This window comes from Pseudomonas sp. B21_DOA (assembly GCA_030544685.1).
Classification (GTDB): Bacteria; Pseudomonadota; Gammaproteobacteria; order Pseudomonadales; family Pseudomonadaceae; genus Aquipseudomonas; species Aquipseudomonas fluorescens_AO.
On the sequence record CP086683.1, the window covers coordinates 3,280,803 to 3,307,420 of the forward strand.

A 26,618-nucleotide genomic window follows, 5' to 3' on the forward strand; every position below is an offset into this window, starting at 1 on the left:
GTGGGAGTGGGCTTGCTCACGAAGGCGGCAGGTCGGGCGATTTATTTGTGGCTGACAGACCGCTTTCGCGAGCAGGCTCGCTCCCACAGTGAATTTGTGGCTTGCCGGGGGATGGCGGGTGTAGCGCGAAATCCTGTTGGAGTGGGCTTGCTCACGAAGGCGGCAGGTCGGGCGATTTATTTGTGGCTGACAGACCGCTTTCGCGAGCAGGCTCGCTCCCACAATGGTTTTTGGGTTGCCGGGGATCGCGGGTGTAGCGCGAAATCCTGTGGGAGTGGGCTTGCTCACGAAGGCGGCCGGTCAGGCAACTTATCTGTGGCTAACAGACCGCTTTCGCGAGCAGGCTCGCTCCCACATTGGTTTTGTGGGTTGCCGGGGATCGCGGGTGTAGCGCGAAATCCTGTGGGAGTGGGCTTGCTCACGAAGGCGGCAGGTCGGGCATTTTATCGGTGGCTGACACGCCGCCTTCGCGAGCAAGCTCGCTCCCACAGTGGTTTTGTGGGTTGCCGGGGATCGCGGGTGTAGCGCGAAATCCTGTGGGAGTGGGCTTGCTCACGAAGGCGGCAGGTCAGGCATTTTATCGGTGGCTGACACACCGCCTTCGCGAGCAGGCTCGCTCCCACATTGGTTTTGTGGGTTGCCGGGGATCGCGGGTGTAGCGCGAAATCCTGTGGGAGTGGGCTTGCTCACGAAGGCGGCAGGTCAGGCAATTTATTTGTGGCTGACACACTGCTTTCGCGATCAGGCTCGCTCCCACAAGGTGACTGAGTGTTCTACGACAACGGCGATTTACGGCAGCAGCACTGGCATACTCCCCGCCATCCGAAGAATGGAATCTCTCGATGTTCGCTATCTCCCTGCGTAACACCCTGGCGCTGGCAACGCTCGCGCTGGCCTGCAGCACCCACGCCAGCAGTTTCGATTGCACCAGCGCCGCCGGCAAAGCCGAAACAGCCGTCTGCAACGACCCGTACCTCTCGAGCCTCGACGACAAACTCGCTGAACAATGGCGGACCACGCTGGGCAACGTTACCGATTCTAAAGCGCTGAAAGCCGACCAACGCCAATGGCTGAAAAACCGCAACGCTTGCGGTACCCAGAGCGCGTGTCTGCGTCGTGAATATCTGATGCGCCTCACCGAACTCGAACATGCGGTCAAACCGTTCAGTTGGGACGCTACTTGGCAATTGATCCCGCCCGGCACTTCGACTTCGGCGACCCTTGTCACCCAACCTCGTGATGCCACGCATATCGCCATCGATATCTCGGCAGGCGAGGGCGCCAACTCCGGAGACTTGACCGGCGTTGCCATACTCAAGGATGGAATAGCCGTGTATGCCGAGGACGACTGCAAACTCACCTTCACGCCCATCAATGGCGTACTGAACGTCACGCAAACCGGTGCGGATTCCGACTGCGGCGGTGGCATGGGCGTGTATTACGCCGGTCGCTATATCGCCTCCGAACAACCGCTGACCCTGGATTACGATCTGCTCAGCCTGGGTCTGGCTCGCACACCCGCAGAAGACCAGGTACTGCGTTCGCTGCTCAAGAATGATTACCAGAAGCTGGTAGAGACCTCGGGTTCCTTGCAGGTCGGCGAGGATTCAAAGGATGTACCTGATACACAGGTCGTGGAAATGTGGATGCGCGGTCTCGGCGGCATCGGCATCCTGATGAGCGCGGCCGACGCGCAGGTCTGGCTGATCTTCAAAAGCTACGATGACCAGGGCCAGGAACATCTGCGGTACTACACCAACGTGACGAAGTGGAAGAATCGCCTGCCCGATGTGCTGCAGGGCTGGTACGACCGCATGCAGGAAAATCATTCACCGATTCTGGAAATGGTGCCCTGAACGTCGAGCCGATTCGCCTCACGCAATAACCGCTCGATCTGCGCCAGTTCCCACGTGCTGAGCAGGCTCACCGGGTCTGTGCCATAACGCTGCCACGTGTCCAGCGCCGCTTCATCCCCGGCGCAGTTGCGAGCGAATTCACAGTGATGCAAATGTCCGTCGGCGAAGTCCAGCAGCAGATGCCAACCCTCGATATCAACGGCAATCAGCCCGGACTCGGACATTACCTCGCAGACTTCGAACGCAAGCACGCCCAGCGCCACTTCGCGCAAACGCTGACACACATCCCGGGCGGACAGAAACGCTGACATGCTGCAACTCGATTCAATGGGCACGTCGGCAAGGATAAGCCCCGCGCCAATCGGTGTCAGCGTTTCACTGGCCCGAGGCCGAACAATTCCGTAACATTCGCCTCCCTCTTTTTCGCGAAAACAGCGGCCGTGCCCGACGGCCGCTCAGTCAGGTAAGCCATGAAACCGATTCGTCTGCGCGCCGATGTCCTCGCCGGACTCACCACCTCGTTTGCCCTGTTGCCCGAATGCATTGCTTTTGCGCTGGTGGCGCATCTCAACCCGCTGATGGGCCTGTACGGCGCGTTCATCATTTGTACGCTGACCGCATTGTTCGGCGGCCGGCCAGGCATGGTTTCCGGTGCGGCGGGTTCGATGGCGGTGGTGATCGTCGCGCTGGTGGTGCAACACGGCGTGCAGTATTTGCTGGCGACGGTGCTGCTCGGCGGTCTGATCATGATGGCGTTCGGGCTGTTGCGCCTGGGCAAACTGGTGCGCATGGTGCCGCATCCGGTGATGCTCGGTTTCGTCAACGGCCTGGCGATCATCATTGCTCTGGCGCAACTGGAGCATTTCAAGAGCGGCGAGCACTGGCTCAGCGGTACGCCGTTGTACCTGATGACCGGGTTGGTACTGCTGACCATGGCCATCGTTTACATCCTGCCGCGCCTGACCAAAGCGGTGCCGCCGGCCCTGGTGGCAATCCTTGGTGTCGGCCTGCTGGTCTACCTGTTCGGCTTGCCGACCCGCACGCTCGGCGACATGGCGCACATTGCCGGCGGTCTGCCGACGTTCGCCATGCCGGACATTCCATGGAGCCTGGAAACCCTGCGCATCATCGTCCCGTACGCGATTCTGATGGCGATGGTCGGCCTGCTGGAAACCTTACTGACACTGAACCTGACCGACGAAATCACCGAAACCCGTGGCTACCCGGATCGTGAATGTGTGGCGCTCGGCGCGGCGAACATGGTGTCCGGCGCGTTCGGCGGCATGGGTGGTTGCGCAATGATCGGCCAGACCGTGATCAACCTCAGCTCCGGCGGGCGCGGGCGTTTGTCAGGCGTGGTCGCTGGCGTGCTGATCCTGTTGTTCATTCTGTTTCTGTCGCCGCTGATCGAGCGTATTCCGCTGGCCGCGCTGGTAGGCGTGATGTTCGTAGTGTCGCAGCAGACCTTCGCCTGGGCGTCGTTGCGCGTGATCAACAAGGTGCCGGCGCACGATGTGCTGGTGATTATCGCCGTGACCACCATCACGGTGTTCACCGATCTGGCCACGGCGGTGCTGTGCGGGATCATCATCGCCGCGCTCAACTTTGCCTGGCAGCAGGCGCGCGAACTGTACGCCGATGAACATCTGGAGGCCGATGGCAGCAAACTCTATCGCCTGCACGGCACGCTGTTCTTCGCCTCGACCACGCCGTTTCTCAACCAGTTCGATCCGGCCAACGACCCGGCCAAAGTCACTCTCGACTGCCGACACCTGAGCTTTGTCGATTATTCGGCGATCGCCGCGTTGAAAACCCTGCGTGAACGCTACGCCAAGGCTGGCAAGCATTTACAGGTGTTTCATCTGTCGGAACGCTGCAAGAAATTACTCAAGCGCGCTGGCGTCGATCACGACTGACGCCGCTGGCGTTGCGTCCTTGAGCCAGGTCTTGCCGAGAATTCGCGAGACCTGTTCGGCGGAGTAGGGCTTGGCGAGAAACTCGAAACCTTCGTAACCACTGCGAGCCAGCTCTTCGCTGTAGCCGGAAGTCAGAATCACCGGCAGATCAGGGCGGCGCTGGCGCAGTTCTTTGGCCAAAGCGACACCAGTGATGCCCGGCATGACCACGTCGGAAAACACCGCGTCGAACGCCATGGCATCGCTGCCGGCCAATTGCAGGGCTTCTTCGGCGTTGGTCGCCCACGCGGTTTCATAGCCCAGATCCTGCAGGATCTGATTGGCGAAACGGCCGACATCGAGATTGTCCTCGACCACCAGCACCCGGCGTTTTTCGCACGCCGCATGCACCTCGCCATCGTCCTTCGTGTCATCCACCTCAGCCTCGTCCGCAGGTACCTCCGGCAGGTACAAGGTGAACTCGGTGCCTTGGCCGAGCACGCTGGAGACATCGACGTTACCTCCGGATTGCTTGGCGAAGCCGAACACCTGCGACAGCCCCAGCCCCGTGCCCTTGCCGACCGCTTTGGTGGTGAAGAACGGCTCGAAAATATGTTCCAGGGTGTATGCGTCGATGCCGGCACCGGTGTCGGCCAGGGCAATCGACACGAAGTGGCCGTTGGAACCGGCGTGGCCGCGAATCGCCGGCAGCGGTTTATGGCATTCCAGGCGTAGCTTCAATTCACCCTGACCGTCCATGGCGTCGCGGGCGTTCAGCGCGATGTTGATCAACGCGGTTTCAAACTGACTGAGGTCGACACGGATGTAGCAGGGGTGATCCGGGCGCTCGACGCACACGTGTATCTGCGCGCCGGTGACCGATTCAAGCATCTCGCCGATATTGGCCAGACGTTCGCCGGCATCGACCACTTGCGGATTGAGCGGCTGGCGGCGGGCGAAGGCGAGCAGTTGGCTGGTCAGTTTCGAGGCACGCTCGACCGTGTCGGACACCGCACGCATATAGCGCTGGCGGCGTTCTTCGGAGAGGTTGGGCTGGCGCAGAAAATCCACCGACGAGCGAATGATCGTCAGCAGATTGTTGAAATCATGAGCAACGCCGCCAGTCAGTTGACCAATGGCTTCGAGCTTTTGTGACTGGCGCAACGCCGATTCGGCCTGAGCCAGACGCAGGCTGCGTTCTTCGACTCGCTGTTCCAGTGTGGCATTCAGTTCGGCCAGCGCCAGTAAACCTTCGCGCACGTTGGCGTCGGCACGCACCCGTTCGATATGCGCCCAGCAACGTTCGGTGACTTCGTTGAGCAGCGCCTGTTCGAATTCCGACCAGATGCGCGGTACTTTGTCGTGGATGGCCATTAACGCAGTAAGGCGACCTTGCTTGATCAGCGGCACACAAATGGTGGAGGTGATGCCAATGGCCTGGAAGGTCGCCGATTCCTCCGGCGGCAACTCGCTGCGGTTGTCGTGAATGACCAGCGGTTCACCGGCGCGCAGCAGACGCACTGCCTTCTCACCGAAATCGCGCAATTGATAATGGCCGACAATGCTCGGTGAACCCGGCGCCGCGTAATCGCCACGAATGGTGAAACCATCTTCGTCGGCATCCATGTCGGCGTAGGCGCAGTTGGACAGTTGCAATTGCTCGACCATCAGCCGCGTGCTCGCCGCCAGGATCGCTTGCGCATCCGTAGCGTTGGTTACCGCGTTGCCAATGGCATCGAGGACGGCCAGGCGGCGGTTGAGATAAACGGTCTGGGTGGTTTCGGTAACGGTGTCGATCATGCCGACGACATTGCCGTGGGAGTCGCGAATCGGGCTGTAGCAGAAAGTGAAGAACGCCTGCTCCGGCCCCTTGCCGCGCTCGATCTGCAGGGCGAAGTTTTCGATGTAAGTGGCCTGGCCGGCATACGCGGCCTCGGCGATCGGGCTGATCTCATGCCAGGCTTCCTTCCAGATGTCGCTGAAAGGACGTCCCAACGCGTGCGGCTTGTCGCCAAGAATCGGTACGAAGGCGTCGTTGTAAAGGGTGATCAGTTGCGGGCCCCAGACGATCGCCTGAGGGAAATGCGACGCGAGACTGAGCGAGACGGTGGTCTTGAGTACATCGGGCCAGTTTTCCAACGGGCCGAGGGGCGAATTCGCCCAGTCGTGACGGCGAATCTGCCCGGCCATCTCGCCATTGTCCTGCAACCAGTCTGTCATGGGGTTCGTGCTTTTCCGGGCGTCTGTCTGAGACAAAGACCTTCGCGCAGGGTGTTTGGTTTCAGCACAGCAGGCACTTGTTTGCGCAACAGGATCTCTGGATATGCATCATGGCAGCAAAAATGTGCGCTGGCGAAAGTGGGTGCCCCTTCGCCAGCGGTTATTTCGCGGTTTTTTGAACCACTGCTCAGGCATCGATTGCCGGGAAGTCGATATCGGTGAGCGCGGTGTTGTTCAGGTAGTTGGTCAATGTCTGCACGGCCACCAGGGCAATCACTTCGATGATCTTGCGGTCATCGATACCGGCAGCGCGGGCAGCGGCCAATTGTTCATCGCTCAAGTGGCCACGGGTTTCGGTCAGTTGGCTGGCAAGGGCGGCGTAGGCATTCAGGTCGCCTTGACGGGCCGCGTTGATGTCCTCCGCCGACAGCCCGGCCTTGCCGGCAAACACGGTGTGTGCGGACAGGCAATAGTCGCAACCGTTGACCTGCGAAGTGGCGAGGTAAACGGCTTCTTTCTCTTTGCCGCTCAATGAGGTCTTGCCGAGGATGGCCGAGGCTTGCAGGTAAGTGTCGAGGGCGACCGGCGCCTGGGCGAGGGTGGTAAAAACGTTGGGCAGGAAACCAATTTTTTCTTCACGCCTTCCAGTGCAGGACGGGTGGCATCGGTGGTGGTGTCGAGGCTGATTGCAGGGATGCGGCTCATGGTGATTCTCCGAAATTCCGCAGCGAAGTGCAGCGGCGATGGAGAGATCTTAGGAGCTGCCAATGGCGCTTTGGCGGCAAATCGTCGAGGATATGCGGCAGATCGTCCAGATATGCCTTCGGGAGTCAGCCATGGATCGCCTTTCCACATTACTCAGTCATTTCGGCGTGAACGCCGGCACCTTCCATAGCGGCGCGTTTTGTGGCGTGAGCATTCACGAAGGCGAACCGGTCGGCCATGTGCATGTTCTGCAAGCCGGGGCGTTGCTGCTCAAACCGGGCAACGAGCGGGAGATCCGTCTGGACGAACCGTCACTGATTTTCTTTCCCCGGCCCTTCACTCACCGGATGTCTGCCGACGAGGCCATGGTCAGCCAAGTGGTGTGCGCCTCACTGACCTTCGATGGCGGTTCGGGCAATGCCCTGGCCGCTGCGTTACCCGACTATCTGGTACTGAAACTCACCGATATTCCGGAATTGCGCAGCACCCTTGACTGGTTGTTCAGCGAGGCCTTCGAAGGCCACTGCGGGCGGGTGGCGGTGATGGATCGCCTGTTCGAATTGCTGGTGATTTTGCTGCTGCGCCATCTGATTGGCAGTCGCGATCAGCAGCCGGGCATGATGGCCGGGCTGGCTGACGCACGTTTATCCCGCGCCTTGAACCTGATTCACGAGCAACCCCACAAACCGTGGAGCGTTGCCGACCTCGCCGCTGCAGCGAACCAGTCCCGCGCCGGTTTCGCCGAGCAGTTTCGCCGCGTGGTCGGGCAGACGCCGGCCGATTACCTGTTGAGCTGGCGCGTCAGCCTCGCGCAGAAACGCCTGCGCGAAGGCCGCCCGATTGCACTGATTGCCGAGGAGGTTGGATACGAAAGTCCGTCGGCGCTGGCCCGGGCGTTTCGGCGCAAGACCGGGCTCAGTCCACGGCAATGGAAAGCCGGACACTGAACATTACCTGGCGAATTTCTTCGCTCCGGCCACGCAAAGAATCACCCCCAGTGTGACGCCGAGCATGCCGACACTGACCTGCTCATGCAGCAATGTCGCCGCCAGTGCCAGACCAAAAAACGGTTGCAGCAGCTGCAGCTGCCCGACCGCGGCGATCCCGCCCTGAGCCAGGCCGCGGTACCAGAACACGAAGCCGATCAGCATGCTGAACAACGACACATATCCCAGGCACAGCCACGCCGACACGCTGATGTTGGCAAACGAGGCGGGCGCCAGCCACAGGCTCAGCAGCGCCATCAGCGGTAATGACAACAGCAGCGCCCAGCAGATCACCTGCCAGCCGCCGAGGCTGCGTGACAGTTTCGCGCCTTCGGCGTAACCAAGGCCGCAGGCCAGGATCGCCGCGAGCATCAGCAAGTCCCCGGTCGGCGAGGCGCTCAGCCCTTGAGACAAGGCGAAGCCCACCACCAGCGCACTGCCCAGTATCGAGAACATCCAGAACACCGGTCGTGGCCGCTCACCGCCACGCAAGACTCCAAACATCGCCGTGGCCAGCGGTAGCAATCCTACAAACACGATCGAATGCGCCGACGTTACGTGCTGCAATGCCAACGCAGTCAACAGCGGAAAACCCAACACCACGCCCAGCGCCACAATCAATAGCGACAGCCACTGATGACGCGCCGGTCGCCGCTGTTTGAACATCAGCAAAAGCGCCACCGCCAACGCTCCCGCAATGGCTGCTCGCACGACGGTCAGAAATACGGGATCGAATTCCAGCACCGCCAGACGTGTCGCCGGCAGCGAACCGCTGAAAATCAGCACGCCGATAAAACCGTTGATCCAGCCGCTGGTTTTTTCCAGCCTCGGGTTGGCCGCAGTCGATGTTGTGTGCATGTCGGTCGCGCTCAAGAAGTGGCTTGTGTCGCTGTGATCCTAGGGCTGAGAATCAGCACAATCAAAAAATTGTCATGGATACAGCCGACATGCCCAGTTCCCGTTACAAAACTCTGGTAGACCGTTACGCGGCGGACATTCGTGGCGGACGATTGGCGCCGGGTACGCGATTGCCAACGCATCGGCAACTGGCAGCGCAGGAAGGACTGGCGCTGGTGACCGCATCACGGGTCTACGCCGAGCTTGAGGCGATGGGCCTGGTCAGCGGCGAAGCCGGGCGTGGCACTTTTGTCCGGGAAACGTCGCTGGCGCCGGGGCAGGGCATCGATCAAAAGGACGTGGCGGTCGGCATGATCGACCTGAATTTCAACTATCCATCGTTGCCCGGTCAGGCCGAGCTGTTGCGTACTGCGTTGCGTCAACTGGCGTTGTCCGGTGATCTCGAAGCACTGCTGCGTTATCAGCCCCACGCCGGGCGTGCCCACGAGCGCGCCGCGGTCGCGCAACATTTGTCGGCACGCGGCGTGACGGTCGAAGCTGCGCAGGTGCTGATTGTCAACGGCGCTCAGCAGGGCCTGGCGGTAACGCTGATGGCGCTGCTTAAACCCGGCGATGTGATCGCCGCCGATGCGTTGACCTATTCCGGGTTCAAGGTGCTGGTCGACGCGTTGCATCTGGAAGTGCTGGCGATTCCGATGACGCAACAGGGTCCGGACTTGCCGGCACTGGACAGACTCTGTCGCCAGCGTGCAGTGCGCGCCGTGTACTGCATGCCGACGCTGCACAATCCGCTGGGCTGGGTCATGCCATTGGAACAGCGCGAGCAATTGATCGCGATTGCGCGTCGGCACGATCTGACGATCATTGAAGACGCGGCCTACGCGTTTCTGGTCGAGAACCCGCCATGTCCGCTGATTGAACTGGCACCGGAACGGACGTTTTACGTATCGGGGCTGTCGAAAAACATTGCCACCGGATTGCGGGTCGGCTTCGTTGCCGCGCCGCTGCCTCAAGTGCCCGCACTGGAGCGGATCATTCGCGCAACGACGTGGAACACGCCCGGGGTCATGACCGCCATCGCTTGCGGCTGGCTCGATGACGGTACAGTGACACTGCTTGAACAGCAGAAACGCCACGATGCCATGGCCCGACAGGCCTTGGCGGCCGAGTTGCTGAAAGGGCTGCGCTACATCGCTCATCCGGCCTCTTATTTTCTGTGGCTGCCGTTGCCCGAAGATGTGCGGGCCGATCAGATCGTGGTCGAGTTGATGCAGCAGCAGATTTCCGTAACCACCGCCGAGCCGTTTTCGCTGTTGGCCAATACGCCCCATGCGATTCGTCTGGCGCTCGGGTCGGTGGACATGCAGGTGTTGCGTCAGGCGTTGATCACTGTCAGGACGATTGTCGGCGCTTATCTGTAAACTGCGCCCACGCCATGAAAAGCCAGTTTGGACTGTTCAATGAAATTCACCACAACACTGTTTCTCGCTTTGCTCTTCAGCACCAGCGCTCAGGCTGAGGGCGATCCTGAGGCCGGGGCGAAAATCTTTCCGCGTCTGTGCGGCGGTTGCCATCAGGTTGGCGAGTCGGCTCGTCCGGGGTTTGGTCCGCAGTTGAACGGCATCATTGGCCGGGCTGCGGGGACTTCGGCCAATTATGTTTATTCCGATGCGATGAAGAACTCGGGGATTACCTGGGATAGGGCGACGCTCAAGGCGTATCTCGAGGATCCGAAAGGGGTGGTGCCGGGGACACGGATGATTTTCTGGGGGCTGAGTGATGAGGAGAAGCTGGAGAATCTGTTGGCTTATTTGCAGATGTTCAGCCCTGAATCAAGGTAGGAGCGGAGTACATATCCATTGCTGCGGTAACGGCTGCTTAGGGTTTCGCCCTTACGGCGACTCACTTTTTTACAAACGCCTAAAAAAAGTAAGCAAAAAAACGCTAGCTCCTACGTTCGGCCCTCGCAGGCTCGGGTTCCTTCGCTGCGGGATCGATCCGGGCGCAGCGGCTACGGTTTGCTTCGCTGCACCTCCTTGCGCTGTGTCTGGCTTCGCCAGACGGTCGCTGCGCTCCCACGCCCGGATCAATCCCTCCACTCAGCCTTCCGACGTCGCCGGTGGATCAAGATCAAGAGCAGGCGAGCTGACACTCGGCCTATAGGTGAACGTGGGACTGTAGGAGCTGCCGAAGGCTGCGATCTCTTGCTCTTGCTCTTGTAGGAGTGAGCCTGCTCGCGATAGGTATCTCAAAAACGCTGGTGAATAGCAGGTGTACTCAATCCCTGTGTGAGCTGGCTTGCCAGCGATGGGGCCGGCAAGTCGACCTGTCTACGCCGCTGTCAGCGGGCATGGAACGCCACCTGATTGCGCCCCGCAGCCTTCGCCTGATACAGCTGCTGATCGGCACGTTTGACCAGCGTCGTATGGTTGTCGTCTGCCGGATCTGCCAGGCCGAGGCCAATACTCACGGTAACGTTGCCGACACCGGGAAACTCCGCTTGGGCCACCGCCGCGCGAATCTTCTCGGCGACGACTTCCGGGGTGTCGGGTTGCGCCACTTCCGGTAGCAGTACGGCGAATTCTTCGCCACCGTAACGGGCGACGAAATCGGTGCTGCGCACGCTGTCCTGAATCAGCTTTGCCAGTTGTTGCAGGACCTCGTCACCGACCGCATGGCCGTGGCTGTCATTGATGCGTTTGAAGTAATCAGCGTCGATCAGCAGCAGGGCGAACGGGCGTCCGGTGCGCCGCGACAGCAGCGAGTACTCTGTGATTTTTTCGTCAAATCGGCGACGGTTGTAGACGCCGGTCAAGCCGTCGTGGGTGGCCAGACTCAGCAGCTCGGCATTGGCTTCGGTGAGTGCGGCGGTGCGTTGTGCCACGGTGGCTTCCAGCGAGGCGTTGGCTTCCTGCAGTTCGCGTTCCTTGCCGAGCAGTGATTGCGTCATCGCGTCGATGGACTGGCCGAGCTGGGCAATTTCCAGTACCGGATGCTGGAGCTGGAATTGCGCGCCGGACTGGTTGTTCTGCACCTGTTTGGCCGAGTGCGCGAGTTGTTCGATCGGGCGACTCAGGTACAGCGCCAGGTAATAAGCCACCAGGCCGAAAACGATGGCGGCGAAAACGCCGAGGATCAGCAATTCGTATTGCAGCGTCCGCGCCGGTTGCAGCGCGGTTTCCAGTGGCTGGCGGACGGCGATCGACCACGACAGCGCCGTGCCCGATGGGGTCGGCACGGTGACCATGCTGGTCAGGTAACCGTTGGCCGCCGTCCAGCCCGGCAATACCGGGTCGTTGGTCGCCAGCTGTTGGCCCATCAGCGCTTCGGGGTAGAGCACCTTGCCATCGTGGTCGACGATCAGCGCCTGAATATCCGGTGCCGAGTTCTTGTGGGAAAACGCCGCCGACTCGACGATGCGGGTCACCCAGCTCCAGTGCGCATGTGCGCCCAGCACGCCAATCACCAGACCTTCGGCGTTATGGATCGGTGCGGCGAAATCGATGAAGCGCAGTGGCTCGCCATTGGGCAGGCCCGGCAACAATTTCGCCAGCAACACCGCTTCGTGGGGATCGCCGGTGTACTGGCCGCGCAAGCCGGTCTGGAACCACGGGCGTTTTTGAACTGACTGGCCGACCAGCAAATCGTTGACGGCCTGGCGGACGTTGCCTTCGGCGTCGGTGACGCCCATCCACGCATATTCGGCGCGTGCCTGGGTGCGCAGTTGCATCGATTTGAGAATGGCGGGGTTATCCAGATCACCACGTTCCAGATGCGGAGCGCGACTGAGCAGGTAGACCTCCAGTTGCCGCTCGCGCAGTTGCTCACCCAACAACGTCGCCGCCGAGCGCGCCGTGTTCAGCAAGGCATTGCCGCTGGCCTGCTTCATTTGCTCGGTGGCGATGTGACCGACATAAAAGCCCACACTCAATAGCGTAAGCAGGGACAAACCGCCGAACCACAGGGTGAGATGGCTACGCAGACTGGCTTTGAACATGGGGGCGGTGTCTGTCTTGTTAAAGTGGCGCCATGGTATGCGACATCGCCGATGGCCGGCCAGCGAACAAGTTCATGTAAACAAGAACAACATTGATGCTAATGAGCCATCATTTTGGTTAGAATGCGCGCCGCCCGAGAGATGGATCCCGGGCGTTCCCCCATGGAGTTTTACTGTGAAATACCTCAGCAAAGTAGTCGCCGCCGCACTGTTCGGTGTGGTTCTGGCAGGTTGCACCGGCGCCCCGATGAAATCCGCACATTACGACAGCAACCAGTACACCGTGGTTGGCCACAGCGAAGCCTCGGCCACCGGCCTGCTGCTGTTCGGTATTATTCCGATCCGCCAGAACAGCCGATTTGTACGTGCGCAAGACGCGGCGATCAAAGCCAAGGGTGGCGATGCATTGATCAACACCCAAGTGCAGGAAAACTGGTTCTGGGCCTGGGTCCTGACCGGCTACACCACCACCATCTCCGGCGACGTGGTCAAGCTGAAAACCGCGCAATAAGCGTCGGCTGAATGCAAAAAGCCCGGCTGATCAGGCCGGGCTTTTTCATGGGGGTTGCGGTACTGCACTTGATTCATGCCACGCGGCGTTCGATCAGACGATCCGAACCACCTTCGGCCACGCGGCGTTCGATCAGACGATCCGCACCACCTTCGGCCACACGGCGTTCGATCAGACGATCCGTACCACCCTCGGCCACGCGGCGTTCGATCAGACGATCCGCGCCACCTTCGGCCACACGACGTTCCATCAGACGATCCGCGCCACCCTCGGCCACGCGGCGTTCGATCAGACGATCCGAACCACCCTCGGCCACGCGGCGTTCGATCAGACGATCCGAACCACCTCAGCCAAACGGCTTTCGATCAACTTGTCCGAGCCGCCTTCAGCGACCAGGGTGTGAGCAGGGGTTGCCGCAAAAGCGTTAACTGCGAAAACCGAGAAAGCGATGCCGAGAAGGGTTTGGCGTTTCATGATCGTGTGCTCCAGAAAGTTGTTTGTTTGTCTGGAGCCGATGTTACGCCGTGCTTTTTTTATGAGAACTTCATTGACGTGATGGTGAACATCGACGCCGATGATGTATTGCCGATACCCTCGCTTCAGAGCGGTTTTGCCCGGATGCATAACTCGCCGCTGGCACGAATCAGCGCCAGATCATGCAGCGCATCGGCGGCCAGACCGCTGCGGACAGTGGTCAGCCATGACGGGCAATTCGGGTCTTGCCGATAGTGGGAGAACTCGGCGTACTGTTGTAACAGGCGCTTTTGCAGTTCATCCAGACGCGGGCGTATCTGTTTCGCCAGGTCCGGGCGCGGTGTATCCGGTGCCGCGCCTGCCGCCTGCCATTGTGCGAGCAGACCGTATTGCACCAGTTTGTTGGCCTCCATTTGCGCGGCGATCAACTGTTCGACGTCATCCGGATCGAGTTTGTTTTCGTCTGCCAGGGTTCGCGCATTGGCAATCACCTGCGCCTCACGCGGGCTGTCCTGGATCGGTTTGCCGCTGTCCCATTTGGTCAGCGCAACCAGATCACCGATGTTCAGGCGTTCATTGAGCGTGACCAATAACGGTTTCAATGAATCAGGGGCCGCTGCAGGTGCGGCTGCCTGAGCGCAGGTCGCGAACAGCACGAAAAGGGAGCCGAGCAGAAAATTTGCAACGTTACGCATGAACCTAGCCTCAATAGTACGTGTCGAGAGAATCGCTGATTTACCACAGCCGAACACTGACACAAAGCGATGCCTGGCATTTACACAAATGCAAAACTGACAATCAACGCCGATTGGAAATGTTGATTGCACCGTGCACGCAACTCACCGAAGCTATCGTCAATCAGGCCTGCCGCCGTCGAGATGGACCTCCATTCAATGCAAAGCGCCACCTTCGCCAAGCCGCTCTGGCAAACCTATCTATTGTTTCTCGCGCCGATGGTGCTGTCGAACTTCCTGCAATCGATGTCCGGGACAGTCAACAGCATCTACATCGGTCAAATGCTAGGCACTCAGGCGCTGGCGGCAGTGTCCGGCATGTTTCCCGTGGTGTTCCTTTTCATCGCCCTGGTCATCGGTCTTGGCGCGGGTGCCGGCGTGTTGATCGGTCAGGCGTGGGGCGCGCGGGAAACGCACATGGTCAAAGCGATTGCCGGAGCGACGTTGCTGCTGGGTATGCTGATCGGCCTGGTTGCCGCAGTGCTCGGTACCGTGTTTGCGCGCCAGGCGCTGACGGGGCTGGGCACGCCGGCGGATGTGCTCGACGATGCGGTGGACTATGCCCACGTCATGTTGTGGATTCTGCCGTCACTGCTGGTCTTCGTGCTGTTCACCCAGTTGCTGCGCGGGGTCAGCGATACGCTGTCGCCGTTGCTGGCGCTGATCGTCTCCACCGCGGTGGGGCTGGCACTGACGCCGGCGTTGATTCGCGGCTGGCTGGGTTTGCCACCATTGGGCATTCAGAGCGCGGCCTATGCCGGGCTGGCGGGGAATCTGTCGGCAATGGCGTGGCTGGCCTGGCGGCTGATCCGCAAGGGCCATCCGCTGGCGCCGGACCGGGAGTTCTTTGCCGCATTGCGACTGGACCGGGTGATACTCGGCAAGGTTTTGCGTATCGGCCTGCCGACCGGAGTGCAGATGATCGTGCTGTCGCTGTCGGAGCTGGTGATTCTGGCACTGGTCAACCAGCACGGTTCTCAGGCAACAGCGGCCTATGGCGCGGTGACGCAGATCGTCAATTACGTGCAATTCCCGGCGCTGTCGATTGCGATCACCGCATCGATTCTCGGGGCACAGGCGATTGGCGCCGGACATCTGCAACGAATGGGTCCAATCCTGCGCACCGGGTTGTTGATCAACGTGTGCCTGACCGGGGGCTTGATTGTGCTGGGTTATCTTCTGTCGCACTGGCTGCTGGGCTTGTTCCTGACCGAGGACTCGACCCGGGCCATGGCCGAGCACCTCTTGCACATCATGCTCTGGAGCCTGCTGGTATTTGGCTTTCAGGCCATCATCGGCGGGATCATGCGCGCCAGTGGCACGGTGCTGGTGCCGGTGGTCATTTCGATTATCTGCGTGGTCGGCGTGCAGTTGCCTGCGGCGTATTGGCTGGACGGGCACTTCGGTTTGCAGGGCGTCTGGATGGCTTTTCCGGTTGCCTATCTGGGAATGCTGATACTGCAGACGCTCTATTACAAACTGGTCTGGAAGCACCAGAAGATCGAGCGCTTGATATAGGTGCTGGCGTGACGGCGGGTTGTTTGCTTAAGTGAACCAAGGCCCTCGACGGCACGCGCCGCCCGGAGAGTTCCATGTCGATGCGATTGCTGCTGGTTACCGCGTTGTACCTGTATGCCTCGACCGTCGCTCAAGCCGGCGAATACACTCGCGTCAACACCAGTGCCAGCCAGATCAGCTTCACCTACCAGCAGATGGGCTCGCGAATGTATGGCACCTTCGGCAAGTTCGAGGCAACGCTGGACTTTGACACCGACAACCTTGCCGACGCCCGTACGACTTTGCATATCGATCTCGGCAGCATCGATGCTGGCAGCGAAGACGCCAACGCAGAGCTGGTAAAACCGGCCTGGTTCGACACTGATAAATTCCCGCTCGCGGTGTTCGAATCCAGCCGTTTCACCCAGGTGGCCGAACACCGTTACCAGATCGCCGGGCAGCTCACACTCAAGGGCATCACTCGTGAGGTCGAGGTGCCGGTGCAGTTGAAACCGGACAACGCCATCGGCATCTTCGACGGTGAGCTGGTGCTCAACCGTGAGGCGTTCGGCCTCGGCGCAGGGGAGTGGGCTGACAGCGTGGTGTCCAGAGACATCAACATCAAATTCAGAGTAGTGGCGCCGCAACAGTGACTGTTCAGTAGTACCGGTCCTGTTCCTTCATCGCCTGAATCTGCCAGAACGTCCGGCCGGAAACCAGCAGGAACAGCAGGGCGAGCGATACGCCGCCGGCCATGATGTAAAAACCTGCGCGATAGCTTTGCAGCTGGCCGGCGATGGCGCTTTTTCCGGCATCCAGGGCGAGACCAATAGCGCAATCGGTCCATTGACTTCGTACTGGGTGTGTTCGGCGTAGCGTTCGTCGACAAAATCACCTTCATGAAGCTGACCCTGCTCGTCGGCATAGCGATAGTGAATGATCTTGCCGTTCTTGTTCATGAGGATCTCTTCCAACTGCGTGACAGTGCCGTTGGTTTGCGCGCCATTGAAATTCAACAGCGCATACAGAATGCCTTGATGGCGCGCCATCCCGGCGAGGAGCAAGACCACGCAGCAGGCGACAGTGAGCATGACGATTCGGTTGTAAAGATGATCTTTTGCGGCTTCGCGCGGGTAATACATGGCCCGGTCCTTGGTAGTGAAATGAAAGGTGATCGTTACATCGGCCTTCGACAGCGGATCTTTAAACGGTGGTCTACCGCGGCGCGGTATGATGTCGCGGTTCGTCGACGGCTCTGATCATCGGCAACGTTATTTACCGCCGGAGTTTGTCCATGCCACGCATCACCCACTACACCTCCCCATGCCCCGAGAGCGTCAACAGTCAGATCCTGCAAATGGTCGTCGACTACCTGACCGACATCAGTGCGGTGGGACTTGGCCCGAGCAATCTGCTGTACAACGTTTATCAGTACGCGGTCGGTTACGAGGTGTATCTGTACCTCGAGGCGTTGAATGGTCAGAAAGGCACCGAGGTGGAATTGCTGGTGGCCACTGACAATGAAGATCCGGAACAGGTCATCGGCTTTCTGCTGTACCTGCCGGTGCAGGGCGATTGGGAGGCGTGCAGCGTCGCCTACATGGCGGTGCGCGAAGGGCATCGGCGTCAGGGTGTGGCGCGGGCGATGCTCGCGGACATGGTCGGACGCTATCCGCATGCGGAACTGGCCTGCAGCATTGGCAAGGTGCCGTACTTCGAAGCGTTGGGTTTTGAAGTGATCGGCCAGCGCGAGACTCAGGTGCTGATGAGCACGCGGCATTACCGCAGCAACGGCTTGCGCGGCTTTATCGATACCACGCCGATCTACCGCTCGCTGGAAGTGCAGCAGATTCATACCTACCTGCTGCAGAAGAACGGCAAGCGCGCGATGCTCGATGCGGAAAAACAACGCGACCGTCATCTGGATCAGACCAGCCGTCACGTCGAAGAATTTGTCCGTCAGCGCCTGACCTTGCACTGACCCGGCCAATCAAAAGCCCTTGCTGCGCATTGCGTAGCAAGGGCTTTTTTGTGCGTGCAATTTCAACCCAGTTTGACGTTCATGGTGATGCGTGCGGTGAAGACTTTTTGCCCTCGGTATCATGAATGTCGACATTGACCACCTTGTCGCCATCGCTCTGCCAATCCACGCCTTCAGCGCTGGCCACGGCGGTGACGTCGGTTTTCGCTTTGGCCAGGTATTCCACGGTCATGCCTCTCGGAATCCAGCGCGCGCCGGCCGGGATGGAGACGTCGGTCATCATCCCGCCGGCCAGTTCCGCCGCGTTGCACATTGCGATGGCGTGCACTGTACCGAGGTGATTGGTGATCTCCTTGCGAAACGGCACTTGAACGGTGGCGGCGTTCGGGCGCAATTCGCTGATCAGTGGGTTGATGCTGCTGAAATACGGGGCGAACTGGCAGGCCATCTTGCTGAAAGCGTCCGGACCGACGCTGTTGAACATGCTGAGAGATTGACTCATGGAAGCCTCACGATTTGGTGGTTTAGCAGAATGATGTTCCGTTACAGAATAATGTTCTGTAACGGAACGGTATTCTGTTCACCGTAAATCTGTCAACCTAGGCGCAATTTCCACGGGCAAACTTCGCCTTGTTCAAACCTTTTTCGGACCTCAAGCAGCATGGACACCGCCGATCTACTGGAACGCAGCTACCCCGGCCGCCGCGCCGAGCTCAAACGCGACATCTTTCGCAAGGCCTTGAAGCTGTTCAACGAGCAGGGAATCGAGGCGACCACCATCGAGATGATTCGCGCCGAATGCGACACCAGCGTCGGCGCGATTTACCACCATTTCGGCAACAAGGAAGGATTGGTCGCGGCGCTGTTTTTCACCGCGCTGGAGGATCAGGGACGTTTGCGTGATGCGTATCTCGACGCGGTCGATAGCACCGAAGCAGGCGTGCAGGCGCTGGTCTTCAGCTATGTCGACTGGGTCGAGCAACAGCCGCAGTGGGCGCGTTTTCAGTATCACGCGCGGTTCGCCGTGACCAAAGGCCCGTTCAAGGAAGAGCTGGCCGAGCGCAACAAGACGCGCAATCTGCGTCTGCGCCAATGGCTTGCGGAGTCGGGGCGTGCTGCCGAGCTGCAGAATTTGCCTGCCGAGCTGCTGCCTTCACTGATCATCGGGCAGGCGGACAGTTATTGCCGAGCCTGGCTGGCGGGGCGGGTCAAAGGCAATCCGACGGATTATCGCGAGGTGCTCGCACAAGCGGCGTGGCGCTCGGTTCGCGCTGAAAGCTGATTTGTATGAACAAATGTGGGAGCGAGCCTGCTCGCGAAAGCGGTGTATCAGTCAGCAAATTGTTTTCTGACCCTGCGCTTTCGCGAGCAGGCTCGCTCCCACAGGAATTTGATGTGTCAGGTGTTGCGCTGGAAAACCAGGGCTTTCAGGCCGCTTTCCGGGTCGACATCCGGAAATTCCGGCGGATTGTCCAGCCGGTGATCGAAACGCAGGCTCGGCGCTTCCTGGGTCACGCCATCAATGAGAAAGTCCGAACCGAACGACGGATCGTTCATGCACGCCAGCACCGTGCCTTGCGCGGTCAGCAGTTCCGGCAAGCGGCGCAACACGCGTTGATAGTCCTTGGTCAGCAAAAAACTGCCTTTCTGAAACGACGGCGGGTCGATGATTACCAGATCGTACGGGCCGCTGTTGATCACTTTGCCCCAGGATTTGAACAGGTCGTGACCGAGGAAGCTGACCTTGCCCAAGTCATGGCCGTTCAAACGATGATTGTCGCGACCACGGCTCAGCGCTGCGCGGGACATGTCGAGATTGACCACATGGCTGGCGCCGCCCTCGATTGCCGCCACGGAAAAACCGCAGGTGTAGGCGAACAGGTTCAATACGCGTTTGCCCGCCGCTTGTTCGCGCACCCAGTTGCGCCCGAAACGCATGTCGAGAAACAGCCCGGTGTTCTGCTTGCGGCCCAAGTCGACGCGGTACTGCAAGCCACCCTCGACGATGGTCATTTCCTCGATTTCCTCGCCGATCAGCCATTCGGCCGTGCTCTGCGGCAGGTAACGATGCTGGATCAGCAAAGTGTGCGCACCGGACTGCTGCCATTCCGGCGAGGCGGCAAGGTGCAGCAGTAAATCTCGCAGATCCTGCAGTTGCTCAGGCGCCGGTTCCTTGAACAACGACACCAGCACCACGCCCTGCAACCAGTCCACGGTCAACTGCTCGAGTCCCGGCCAGCAGCGCCCGCGCCCGTGGAACAGCCGGCGGGTTTCGCAGGGTGCCGCCCCCAGTGCGGGCAGCAAATGGGCGTGGAGGGTGGCGAGAGCTTCAGGGTTCATGGATCAGGATCGGCCGGACAAAGGGCGCGCATTTTAACCACAAATGAGCATTTTGGACGGAAGCTGCAGCCCGAAAAACAACACCTTGGCGAAATCTCCTGTATCAAAAGTGAATTTCTGCAGGGCGCGCTGCTCATACCTGTTAAGCAGCGGATTCAAAACCGCTATTCGAAAATGTAATTCGGGGAGTGCTGTTCATGTGCCCTACACCTACGTCGAGCGCGCACCTTCCTGACGGGTTGATTCTGGTTGTCGAGGACGATCCGTTGATTCTGGAGTTCCTTTGCGAAATTCTCCAGGAGGAAGGGTTCAAGGTCGAACCGCAAACCAGCGCCGACGCCGCATCCTTGTATCTGGAAAAACACGCAGCTGATGTAGCGCTGTTGCTGACCGACATCACCATGCCCGGCACGCTTAACGGCGCCGATCTGGCCAACCTGTTCGGCGATCGCTGGCCGGACAAACCGGTGATGGTCATGTCCGGCTATGAAACGCCCGAGACCTCTGGGGTCAAGCACTCGGTGGCGTTCATCAAGAAGCCTTGGGCGATCGGTCAGTTGCTCGATTGTGTGGAAAGCGCGTTCAAATCCAAGGCCCGCAGCTGCACTGACAAGTGCTACATTGCCGGGCCTGTCTGCCCCAGCCATCTGTCAGAGGATTTGTTCTCTTGTCTGCACAAGCATCGGTTTTTGATCGCGCATTCGCCGCGTTCCTGTTCGATATGGACGGCACCGTCCTCAACTCCATCGCCGCCGCCGAGCGCATCTGGTCAGCGTGGGCGGTGCGCCATGGCGTTGATGTCGAAACATTTTTGCCGACCATCCATGGCGCGCGGGCGATCGACACCATCATCCGCCTGAATCTTCCGGGCGTGGATGCCGAGGAACAAGCGGCGTTTATCACCGCTGCCGAAATCGAAGACGTTGAAGGCATCGTCGAGATCCCGGCTGCGGCGGCGTTTCTCAACGCTCTGCCGAAAAATCGTTGGGCGATGGTGACGTCGGCGCCGCGTGACCTGGCCCTGCGCCGGATGGCGGCGGCGGGGATTCCCGGACCAGCGGTGATGATCACGGCGGAAGATGTGGAGGCCGGCAAGCCTGATCCTTCGGGTTATCTTTTGGCGGCGAAAAAGCTTGGCGTTGAACCGGCGGATTGTCTGATTTTTGAAGATGCCGCGGTTGGCATTCAGGCTGCGGAGGCGGCGGGTGCGGCGTTGATGATCATCACCACCACGCACCAGCATCCGATCGAAACAGCTCATGCGACGTTGGCCAGTTACGATGCGATCAGCGTCAGGGTCGGCGCTGATGGTTTGCTTCGTCTGACGCAAATCTGATCTGCATCAGAAGATGTTGCTCAACCACGTCAACGGTCGGCAGCTCTCTCGCAGATGCAACATCGCAACTACGCTGATCCATGCTTCTGAAATCGCCGCCATGGTCGAGTCCGCACAGGCATCGGCCGTCCGGCGCGAGCCCTTGCCAATCGATGAGGTAAACGCATGAAGATTGATCTGAGTGGGAAATTGGCCATCGTCAGCGGCAGCACCGCCGGTATCGGCCTGGGCATCAGCCAGTCGTTGGCCGAGGCCGGGGCGACGGTGGTGGTGATCGGTCGTGACACGGCCAAGGTCGAGCAGGCGCTGGCGAGCATTCGCCAAGCCGTGCCCAGCGCGCAGTTGCGTGGTCTGACCGCCGATCTCGGGACGGCCGAGGGCGCGGAAAAGCTCTTCGCTGCCGAGCCGCGCGCGGACATTCTGGTGAATAACCTGGGCATCTTCAACGACGTCGATTTCTTCGAAACCCCCGACAGCGAGTGGACACGCTTCTATGAGGTCAACGTGATTTCCGGCGTGCGCCTGGCGCGGCATTATGTGCCGGCGATGGTTGAGCAGGGTTGGGGCCGGGTGATCTTCCTGTCGTCCGAATCCGGGGTCGCGACGCCGGCGGACATGCTCAATTACGGCGTGACCAAAAGTGCCAACCTCGCGGTGTCCCACGGCTTGGCCAAGCGTCTGGCTGGCACCGGGGTCACAGTCAATGCGATCCTGCCGGGGCCGACCTTCACCGATGGCCTGCAGGACATGCTCAAGGACGCAGCCGCCAAGTCCGGACGCGACCTGCGCGACGAAGCCGACGCCTTTGTGCGCAAGGCCCGCCCGACCTCGATCATCCAGCGCGTGGCGGATGTTTCGGAAGTGGCGCATCTGGTCACGTACATTGCTTCACCGCTGTCCTCGGCCACCACGGGCGCGGCATTGCGCGTCGATGGCGGTGTGGTCGACAGCCTGACAATCTGAATTTTCCGAAAGAGAGGTTTTATGCCAACAGCATCTGCAACCATCGACATCCCGGCCTCGGCCGATCAGGTCTGGCAATTGATCGGCGGCTTCAACACGCTGCCGGACTGGCTGCCGTTGATTACCAACAGTGAACTGAGCGAAGGCGGGCGCGTGCGCACTCTGCAATCCGCTGACGGCGGGGTGATTATCGAACGTCTGCAGACCTTCGATCACGCGGCCAGAACCTACAGCTATTCGATCGAACAGGCACCGTTCCCGGCCAGCGATTACCTGGCGACGATCAAGGTCGAGGCCCAAGGGCAGGGCGCGCGGGTGACGTGGTCGGGACGCTTCAACGCGGTGGGCGTGAGCGATGAGGAAGTGGTGGCCTTGTTCAACGGCATCTACCAGGGCGGCCTCGATGCCTTGCGGGCGAATTATCCGACCTGAGACGCAGATCGTTCCCACGCTCCGCGTGGGAATGCAGCCCGGGACGCTCTGCGTCCCATTTCGAAGGCCGGAACGCGGAGCGTCCCTTGAGGCATTCCCACGCGGAGCGTGGGAACGATCGGCGCGAGACGTCAGGCCTGGCTGATCAAACTCTGCCGACAATCCAGCACCAGTTTCGCCCCGCCCAGATCACTGCTGCCGACCTCAAGGCTGAAGCCATGCAGGCTGACAATCGCCGCGACGATCGACAGTCCCAAGCCAAAACCACGCTGCGGCTGGCCACCTTCAGTGCGATAGAAACGCTGAAACACCGCCTCACGTTCAGCCTCGGGAATCCCCGGCCCTGAATCGTGAACCTCGATCCGCGTCTGCCCACCCGCATTGACTCCACGCAACATCACCGTGCCGCCGGGCGGGGTGAATTTGATCGAGTTGCTCAGCAGATTCGCCAGCGCTTCGAACAACAACGCCCGGTCGCCATTGAGCGGCGGCAGCGTTTCCGGCATGTTCAGCTGGAAACGCAGATCGCCTTCCTCAGCCAGTGGCAGATAGAACTCGTGCAATTCTTCCAGCAACTGCGCGGGGTCGAGTTCGACGAAACCTGAACGGCGCTGACGATCCTCCAGTTCGGAAATCCGCAGCAGCCCTCGAAAGCGCGCCATCAGCGTGTCCGCTTCGGCCAGCACCAAATCCAGTTGCGCTGCTTGCTGCGAACCTTCGCCGGCCTGTTGCTGCATGCGATACAACTGCGCGCGCAAGCGGGTCAGGAGTGCGCAAATCGTGGGCGATGTTGTCGCAGACGCCTTTGACCTCGTTCATCAAACGTTCGATGCGCTCGAGCATGGCGTTGACGATCGCGGCGAGCATGTCCAGTTCATCGCGGCGATTGGACAACGGCAAGCGGTGCGTCAGGTCGCCGGCGACGATAGCCTGGGCGCTATTCTGGATCGCGCGAATGCGCTGCAACGGTCGACGCCGCAACAGATGCCAACCGGCGATCCCGGGAATAATCGTCAGCGACACGCCCCAGAACAGCGCGTGCAAAATGATCCGGGTGACCGCAAACAGCGAGCCATTGTCACGCAGCAGCACCAGCCAGCGTCCGTCGCGGGTTTGCGTGGCCACCGCATCGCAGCTGTCGCTCGGCAGGGTCGGATCGTCGGAATCGGCGCATTCGGCGAGCATGTGGATCTTGCCATCCAGCGGCAGCCCTTCGGGGATTTGCTGGAGTGCACCGCCCAGGTAAACGCCGTCCGCGCTGAATAGACCGTAGGCATCGATGCCGCGGATATCGAAGGTCATGCTGGCGGCGAGGGCGTCCTCCAGTTGCTCGCCGCGAAAGTGCGAAAACAGGTGCTGACGTTGCATCAACGAATGTTTGGCGAGTTTGTCGAGGTAGCCGGACACCTCGTAGTACATGACCCCCATGAGGATCGCGCTCCACGCCACGAACAGCGAACTGTACAGCGCCAGCAGGCGGCTGCTGGAAGAGCGCCAGCCGTCAGACGGGTTCGGCAATGACATAGCCGGAGCCCCGTACCGTGCGGATCAGCGGAACGTTGCCGGCTGCGTCGATCTTCTTGCGCAGTCGGCCGATGTGCACGTCGATCAGGTTGGTGCCTGGGTCGAAGTGATAACCCCAGACCTCTTCGAAAATCATCATCCGCGAGAGAATCTGGCCGCTGTTGCGCATCAGAAACTCGAGCAGCTTGTATTCAGTCGGCAACAGCGTCAGCACCTGTTCGGCGCGTCGGGCTTCGTGGCTGATCAGGTCCAGTTCCAGGTCGGCGACTTTTAGCGTCGTGGCCTGGGTGGCGACGCTGTTCTGCCGGCGTAGCAACACTTCAACCCGCGCGGCCATTTCATCGGTGGCGAACGGCTTGGTCAGGTAGTCATCGCCACCGGCGCGCAAACCGCGCACGCGCTCATCGACATCGGAGAGGGCGCTGATCATCAGAATCGGCGTCGCCACGCCCATGGTGCGCAGCGTGGTGACAATCGCCAGACCATCCAGCTCGGGCAGCATGCGGTCGAGGGTGATCAGGTCGTAGTTGCCGCTGACGGCGCGGTCGAGGCCTTCGCGGCCATTGTCGACCCAGTCGACGTCCAGCCCGTGGCTGCTCAGTTCGGCAACGATTTCCCGCGCGGTCACGGCGTCGTCTTCGATGGTCAAGATACGAGTCATAGGCAGGCCTGCTGATCGGTTCAAACGGAATGGCAGCATTTTGCCAAGAAATTACCGTGACGCTTTAAATTAACTTTCATGTTGCCGCTGCCATTCACCGGAACGGAAGCTTTGCTTGTCAAAAGATTGATATCATCTGGCCATAAAGTCCAACAGGAGTGGCGCGGTGAATACATTGATGAGCTCTGGCTGGAGGCCGATCGTCCTGCTCTTGCTGGTGTTTGCCATCGGCCTCGCTTTTGCGGCCAATACGCCTTGTTCCGGCAAGAAAGGCGGAATCGACCGCTGCGATGGCGACTTGTTCCTGTGCAATGACGGCTCAATCAGCGGTTCGAAGAAGAGCTGCGCGGCAATGTTTGGCGAGCGCCAGCAGGCGCGTCCGCAAAACTTCCTGCAAGGCGACGATGGTTGCGTCTGCGGTACCGGCTCGTTTTGCACGGGGCCTCGCGGCGGCGTGTATTGCCTGACGCCAAGCGGTAAAAAGAGCTACAAGCGAAAATGATCGACTTTGCCAATGCATAAAACCCGCTGTAATTTGGCAACTGTTGCAATTTGCAAGGTCCTAAGAAGTTCATATTTTATAAGCCATTGAAAAATAAGGATTTATTCAGTCGCTGTACCTGGCACGGTCACTGCAATTCCTCACATGACGAGTTGTAACACCATTTTTCATGCCTGGAGCAGCACAACAATGAATAGATCCCCTGATGGCTATTATTCTGCCGTGGAAGAGTCGAGCAGTGTTTCAGGCGTGTCCTGGGGCGCGATCTTCGCCGGTGCTGCGGCTGCCGCTGCATTGTCGATGATTCTGGTATTGCTCGGTTTCGGCCTGGGCTTTTCGGCTGTTTCACCGTGGGCCGGAGAGGGCGTCAGCGCCAAGGGCCTGGGCATTTCGACGATTGTCTGGCTGGCTGTGACGCAGATTATTGCTTCCGGTATGGGCGGCTACATTGCCGGCCGTCTGCGTGTGAAGTGGGCCAACATGCACGGTGACGAAGTGTATTTCCGCGACACCGCCCATGGTTTCCTTGCTTGGTGTGTCGCCACTTTGGTCACCGCTGTGCTGGTCGTCGGTTCGGTCAGCAGCGTCGTCAGTGGCGGCGTGCAGGCCGGTGCTAACGTCGTTGGCGGTGCTGCCGGTGCGATGAGCCAGGCCGCCGGTTCGGCTGCTGCCAACACTGACAGCGATCAGAACGGTTACTTCGTCGACAGCCTGTTTCGCGATGATCGTCCTGCTGCTGTCAGCGATGATGCCGCACGCGGCACCGTGACCCGCATCTTTGCCCAGAGCCTGGCCAACGGTCAGCTCAGCGCAGAAGACCGTACCTACCTCGCGCAACTGGTGTCGCAACGCACCAACCTGAGCCAGGCCGATGCCGAACGTCGTGTCGACGAGATCTACGCCAACACCCAGAAAGCCATCGCTGACGCCAAACTGAAAGCCCAGCAGGCTGCTGACACCGCCGCCAAAGTCGCTGCCTACACCTCGCTGTGGATGTTTGTAGCGCTGTTGGCCGGTGCGTTCTTCGCCAGCCTCGCAGCTACCTTCGGCGGTCGTCGTCGCGATGCGGTCGAGTACGTTGAAGTCGATACCTACACCACTACCACTCCGGTCCGTTAAAAAGGAGAGTCACCATGCGCTCATTAC

The 26,618-nt window shown here is 60.0% G+C and carries 23 protein-coding genes and 5 pseudogenes; 16 read left to right on the forward strand and 12 right to left on the reverse strand.

Annotated elements, in window-relative coordinates; genetic code table 11:
- The first annotated feature begins 842 nt into the window (after positions 1-842).
- A complete protein-coding gene (locus tag LJU32_15050) occupies positions 843-1,856 on the forward strand; it encodes a hypothetical protein (GenBank protein ID WKV87134.1) in 1,014 nt (337 codons plus the stop codon).
- Here the strand turns inward: LJU32_15050 and LJU32_15055 are convergent.
- A complete protein-coding gene (locus LJU32_15055; GenBank protein WKV87135.1) occupies positions 1,826-2,167 on the reverse strand; it encodes a hypothetical protein in 342 nt (113 codons plus the stop codon). The two genes, LJU32_15050 and LJU32_15055, sit on opposite strands and share 31 nt — an antisense overlap.
- Before the next feature lie 159 nt (positions 2,168-2,326).
- Between LJU32_15055 and LJU32_15060 the strand changes: the two genes are divergently transcribed.
- Positions 2,327-3,772, forward strand: a complete 1,446-nt coding sequence (locus tag LJU32_15060) for a SulP family inorganic anion transporter (protein WKV87136.1) — start codon at positions 2,327-2,329, stop codon at positions 3,770-3,772.
- On the opposite strand, the gene LJU32_15065 is transcribed toward LJU32_15060, so the two are convergent.
- On the reverse strand, positions 3,740-5,971 hold the full coding sequence (locus LJU32_15065) for a response regulator (protein ID WKV87137.1): 2,232 nt from the start codon (positions 5,969-5,971) through the stop codon (positions 3,740-3,742). The two genes, LJU32_15060 and LJU32_15065, sit on opposite strands and share 33 nt — an antisense overlap.
- Positions 5,972-6,158: 187 nt before the next feature.
- Positions 6,159-6,676: pseudogene (locus tag LJU32_15070) on the reverse strand (carboxymuconolactone decarboxylase family protein).
- Between the two features lie 131 nt (positions 6,677-6,807).
- Here LJU32_15070 and LJU32_15075 point away from each other — a divergent pair.
- The gene (locus LJU32_15075; GenBank protein WKV87138.1) at positions 6,808-7,623 is read left to right on the forward strand and encodes an AraC family transcriptional regulator; all 816 of its coding nucleotides are present in this window, start codon (positions 6,808-6,810) and stop codon (positions 7,621-7,623) included.
- Between the two features lie 3 nt (positions 7,624-7,626).
- On the opposite strand, the gene LJU32_15080 is transcribed toward LJU32_15075, so the two are convergent.
- Positions 7,627-8,520 (reverse strand): DMT family transporter, encoded by an 894-nt coding sequence (locus LJU32_15080; GenBank protein ID WKV87139.1) that lies wholly within the window; start codon positions 8,518-8,520, stop codon positions 7,627-7,629.
- Positions 8,521-8,609: 89 nt separating this feature from the next.
- On the opposite strand from LJU32_15080, the gene LJU32_15085 reads away from it, so the two are divergent.
- The gene (locus tag LJU32_15085) at positions 8,610-9,941 is read left to right on the forward strand and encodes a PLP-dependent aminotransferase family protein (protein ID WKV87140.1); all 1,332 of its coding nucleotides are present in this window, start codon (positions 8,610-8,612) and stop codon (positions 9,939-9,941) included.
- A 39-nt stretch (positions 9,942-9,980) separates the two neighbouring features.
- A complete protein-coding gene (locus LJU32_15090) occupies positions 9,981-10,361 on the forward strand; it encodes a cytochrome c family protein (protein WKV87141.1) in 381 nt (126 codons plus the stop codon).
- 500 nt (positions 10,362-10,861) lie between these two features.
- On the opposite strand, the gene LJU32_15095 is transcribed toward LJU32_15090, so the two are convergent.
- Positions 10,862-12,517: a diguanylate cyclase gene (locus tag LJU32_15095; protein WKV87142.1), complete on the reverse strand. Its 1,656-nt coding sequence runs from the start codon at positions 12,515-12,517 to the stop codon at positions 10,862-10,864.
- A gap of 175 nt (positions 12,518-12,692) precedes the next feature.
- On the opposite strand from LJU32_15095, the gene LJU32_15100 reads away from it, so the two are divergent.
- Positions 12,693-13,028, forward strand: coding sequence for a hypothetical protein (locus LJU32_15100; protein WKV87143.1), 336 nt, complete (start codon positions 12,693-12,695; stop codon positions 13,026-13,028).
- 73 nt (positions 13,029-13,101) lie between these two features.
- Here LJU32_15100 and LJU32_15105 read toward each other — a convergent pair.
- Together LJU32_15105 and LJU32_15110 are read right to left on the reverse strand one after the other, a co-directional pair.
- A pseudogene (locus LJU32_15105) lies at positions 13,102-13,502 on the reverse strand (hypothetical protein).
- A gap of 125 nt (positions 13,503-13,627) precedes the next feature.
- A complete protein-coding gene (locus tag LJU32_15110) occupies positions 13,628-14,197 on the reverse strand; it encodes a chorismate mutase (GenBank protein ID WKV87144.1) in 570 nt (189 codons plus the stop codon).
- Between the two features lie 198 nt (positions 14,198-14,395).
- Between LJU32_15110 and LJU32_15115 the strand changes: the two genes are divergently transcribed.
- Both LJU32_15115 and LJU32_15120 read left to right on the forward strand, forming a co-directional pair.
- Positions 14,396-15,754, forward strand: a complete 1,359-nt coding sequence (locus LJU32_15115) for an MATE family efflux transporter (protein ID WKV87145.1) — start codon at positions 14,396-14,398, stop codon at positions 15,752-15,754.
- A 74-nt stretch (positions 15,755-15,828) separates the two neighbouring features.
- Positions 15,829-16,386 carry a YceI family protein gene (locus LJU32_15120; protein ID WKV87146.1) on the forward strand — a complete coding sequence of 186 codons (558 nt, stop codon included), beginning with the start codon at positions 15,829-15,831 and terminating at the stop codon, positions 16,384-16,386.
- A 27-nt stretch (positions 16,387-16,413) separates the two neighbouring features.
- Here LJU32_15120 and LJU32_15125 read toward each other — a convergent pair whose 3' ends face one another.
- Positions 16,414-16,875: a hypothetical protein gene (locus LJU32_15125; protein WKV87147.1), complete on the reverse strand. Its 462-nt coding sequence runs from the start codon at positions 16,873-16,875 to the stop codon at positions 16,414-16,416.
- 152 nt (positions 16,876-17,027) lie between these two features.
- Here LJU32_15125 and LJU32_15130 point away from each other — a divergent pair, with 152 nt between their 5' ends.
- Positions 17,028-17,714 carry a GNAT family N-acetyltransferase gene (locus LJU32_15130; GenBank protein ID WKV87148.1) on the forward strand — a complete coding sequence of 229 codons (687 nt, stop codon included), beginning with the start codon at positions 17,028-17,030 and terminating at the stop codon, positions 17,712-17,714.
- Between the two features lie 62 nt (positions 17,715-17,776).
- Here the strand turns inward: LJU32_15130 and LJU32_15135 are convergent.
- Positions 17,777-18,216, reverse strand: a pseudogene (locus LJU32_15135) (DUF4442 domain-containing protein).
- Between the two features lie 159 nt (positions 18,217-18,375).
- On the opposite strand from LJU32_15135, the gene LJU32_15140 reads away from it, so the two are divergent.
- Positions 18,376-18,996, forward strand: coding sequence for a TetR/AcrR family transcriptional regulator (locus tag LJU32_15140; protein WKV87149.1), 621 nt, complete (start codon positions 18,376-18,378; stop codon positions 18,994-18,996).
- Between the two features lie 116 nt (positions 18,997-19,112).
- Here LJU32_15140 and LJU32_15145 read toward each other — a convergent pair whose 3' ends face one another.
- Positions 19,113-20,054, reverse strand: coding sequence for a class I SAM-dependent methyltransferase (locus LJU32_15145; GenBank protein ID WKV87150.1), 942 nt, complete (start codon positions 20,052-20,054; stop codon positions 19,113-19,115).
- A 197-nt stretch (positions 20,055-20,251) separates the two neighbouring features.
- On the opposite strand from LJU32_15145, the pseudogene LJU32_15150 reads away from it, so the two are divergent.
- From LJU32_15150 to LJU32_15165, 4 genes and pseudogenes are all read left to right on the forward strand, one after another.
- Positions 20,252-20,650 (forward strand): annotated as a pseudogene (locus tag LJU32_15150) (response regulator).
- A gap of 71 nt (positions 20,651-20,721) precedes the next feature.
- The gene (locus LJU32_15155) at positions 20,722-21,390 is read left to right on the forward strand and encodes an HAD-IA family hydrolase (protein ID WKV87151.1); all 669 of its coding nucleotides are present in this window, start codon (positions 20,722-20,724) and stop codon (positions 21,388-21,390) included.
- A 165-nt stretch (positions 21,391-21,555) separates the two neighbouring features.
- Entirely contained in the window at positions 21,556-22,353 is a 798-nt protein-coding gene (locus tag LJU32_15160) for an SDR family oxidoreductase (GenBank protein WKV87152.1), read from the forward strand.
- Between the two features lie 21 nt (positions 22,354-22,374).
- Positions 22,375-22,785, forward strand: coding sequence for an SRPBCC family protein (locus LJU32_15165; protein ID WKV87153.1), 411 nt, complete (start codon positions 22,375-22,377; stop codon positions 22,783-22,785).
- Between the two features lie 131 nt (positions 22,786-22,916).
- Here the strand turns inward: LJU32_15165 and LJU32_15170 are convergent.
- Both LJU32_15170 and LJU32_15175 read right to left on the reverse strand, forming a co-directional pair.
- Positions 22,917-24,309: pseudogene (locus LJU32_15170) on the reverse strand (HAMP domain-containing histidine kinase).
- Entirely contained in the window at positions 24,287-24,970 is a 684-nt protein-coding gene (locus LJU32_15175) for a response regulator transcription factor (protein WKV87154.1), read from the reverse strand. The pseudogene LJU32_15170 and the gene LJU32_15175 overlap by 23 nt, the downstream one beginning before the upstream one ends.
- Positions 24,971-25,148: 178 nt before the next feature.
- Here LJU32_15175 and LJU32_15180 point away from each other — a divergent pair, with 178 nt between their 5' ends.
- Positions 25,149-25,472: a hypothetical protein gene (locus LJU32_15180; protein ID WKV91105.1), complete on the forward strand. Its 324-nt coding sequence runs from the start codon at positions 25,149-25,151 to the stop codon at positions 25,470-25,472.
- A 189-nt stretch (positions 25,473-25,661) separates the two neighbouring features.
- The gene (locus tag LJU32_15185; GenBank protein WKV87155.1) at positions 25,662-26,591 is read left to right on the forward strand and encodes a hypothetical protein; all 930 of its coding nucleotides are present in this window, start codon (positions 25,662-25,664) and stop codon (positions 26,589-26,591) included.
- Positions 26,592-26,618 lie beyond the last annotated feature (27 nt).

What these genes read in the sequence shown, in the direction of transcription:
- LJU32_15130 (WKV87148.1), top strand. Translation starts at nt 17,028, where the DNA reads ATGCCACGCATCACCCACTACACCTCCCCATGCCCCGAGAGCGTCAAC.
- LJU32_15165 (WKV87153.1), top strand. Translation starts at nt 22,375, where the DNA reads ATGCCAACAGCATCTGCAACCATCGACATCCCGGCCTCGGCCGATCAG.
- LJU32_15060 (WKV87136.1), top strand. Translation starts at nt 2,327, where the DNA reads ATGAAACCGATTCGTCTGCGCGCCGATGTCCTCGCCGGACTCACCACC.
- LJU32_15175 (WKV87154.1), bottom strand. Translation starts at nt 24,970, where the DNA reads ATGACTCGTATCTTGACCATCGAAGACGACGCCGTGACCGCGCGGGAA.
- LJU32_15055 (WKV87135.1), bottom strand. Translation starts at nt 2,167, where the DNA reads ATGTCAGCGTTTCTGTCCGCCCGGGATGTGTGTCAGCGTTTGCGCGAA.
- LJU32_15145 (WKV87150.1), bottom strand. Translation starts at nt 20,054, where the DNA reads ATGAACCCTGAAGCTCTCGCCACCCTCCACGCCCATTTGCTGCCCGCA.
- LJU32_15120 (WKV87146.1), top strand. Translation starts at nt 15,829, where the DNA reads ATGTCGATGCGATTGCTGCTGGTTACCGCGTTGTACCTGTATGCCTCG.
- LJU32_15080 (WKV87139.1), bottom strand. Translation starts at nt 8,520, where the DNA reads ATGCACACAACATCGACTGCGGCCAACCCGAGGCTGGAAAAAACCAGC.
- LJU32_15125 (WKV87147.1), bottom strand. Translation starts at nt 16,875, where the DNA reads ATGTATTACCCGCGCGAAGCCGCAAAAGATCATCTTTACAACCGAATC.
- LJU32_15065 (WKV87137.1), bottom strand. Translation starts at nt 5,971, where the DNA reads ATGACAGACTGGTTGCAGGACAATGGCGAGATGGCCGGGCAGATTCGC.
- LJU32_15090 (WKV87141.1), top strand. Translation starts at nt 9,981, where the DNA reads ATGAAATTCACCACAACACTGTTTCTCGCTTTGCTCTTCAGCACCAGC.
- LJU32_15050 (WKV87134.1), top strand. Translation starts at nt 843, where the DNA reads ATGTTCGCTATCTCCCTGCGTAACACCCTGGCGCTGGCAACGCTCGCG.
- LJU32_15085 (WKV87140.1), top strand. Translation starts at nt 8,610, where the DNA reads ATGCCCAGTTCCCGTTACAAAACTCTGGTAGACCGTTACGCGGCGGAC.
- LJU32_15110 (WKV87144.1), bottom strand. Translation starts at nt 14,197, where the DNA reads ATGCGTAACGTTGCAAATTTTCTGCTCGGCTCCCTTTTCGTGCTGTTC.
- LJU32_15140 (WKV87149.1), top strand. Translation starts at nt 18,376, where the DNA reads ATGGACACCGCCGATCTACTGGAACGCAGCTACCCCGGCCGCCGCGCC.
- LJU32_15115 (WKV87145.1), top strand. Translation starts at nt 14,396, where the DNA reads ATGCAAAGCGCCACCTTCGCCAAGCCGCTCTGGCAAACCTATCTATTG.
- LJU32_15180 (WKV91105.1), top strand. Translation starts at nt 25,149, where the DNA reads ATGAGCTCTGGCTGGAGGCCGATCGTCCTGCTCTTGCTGGTGTTTGCC.
- LJU32_15075 (WKV87138.1), top strand. Translation starts at nt 6,808, where the DNA reads ATGGATCGCCTTTCCACATTACTCAGTCATTTCGGCGTGAACGCCGGC.
- LJU32_15185 (WKV87155.1), top strand. Translation starts at nt 25,662, where the DNA reads ATGAATAGATCCCCTGATGGCTATTATTCTGCCGTGGAAGAGTCGAGC.
- LJU32_15160 (WKV87152.1), top strand. Translation starts at nt 21,556, where the DNA reads ATGAAGATTGATCTGAGTGGGAAATTGGCCATCGTCAGCGGCAGCACC.
- LJU32_15095 (WKV87142.1), bottom strand. Translation starts at nt 12,517, where the DNA reads ATGTTCAAAGCCAGTCTGCGTAGCCATCTCACCCTGTGGTTCGGCGGT.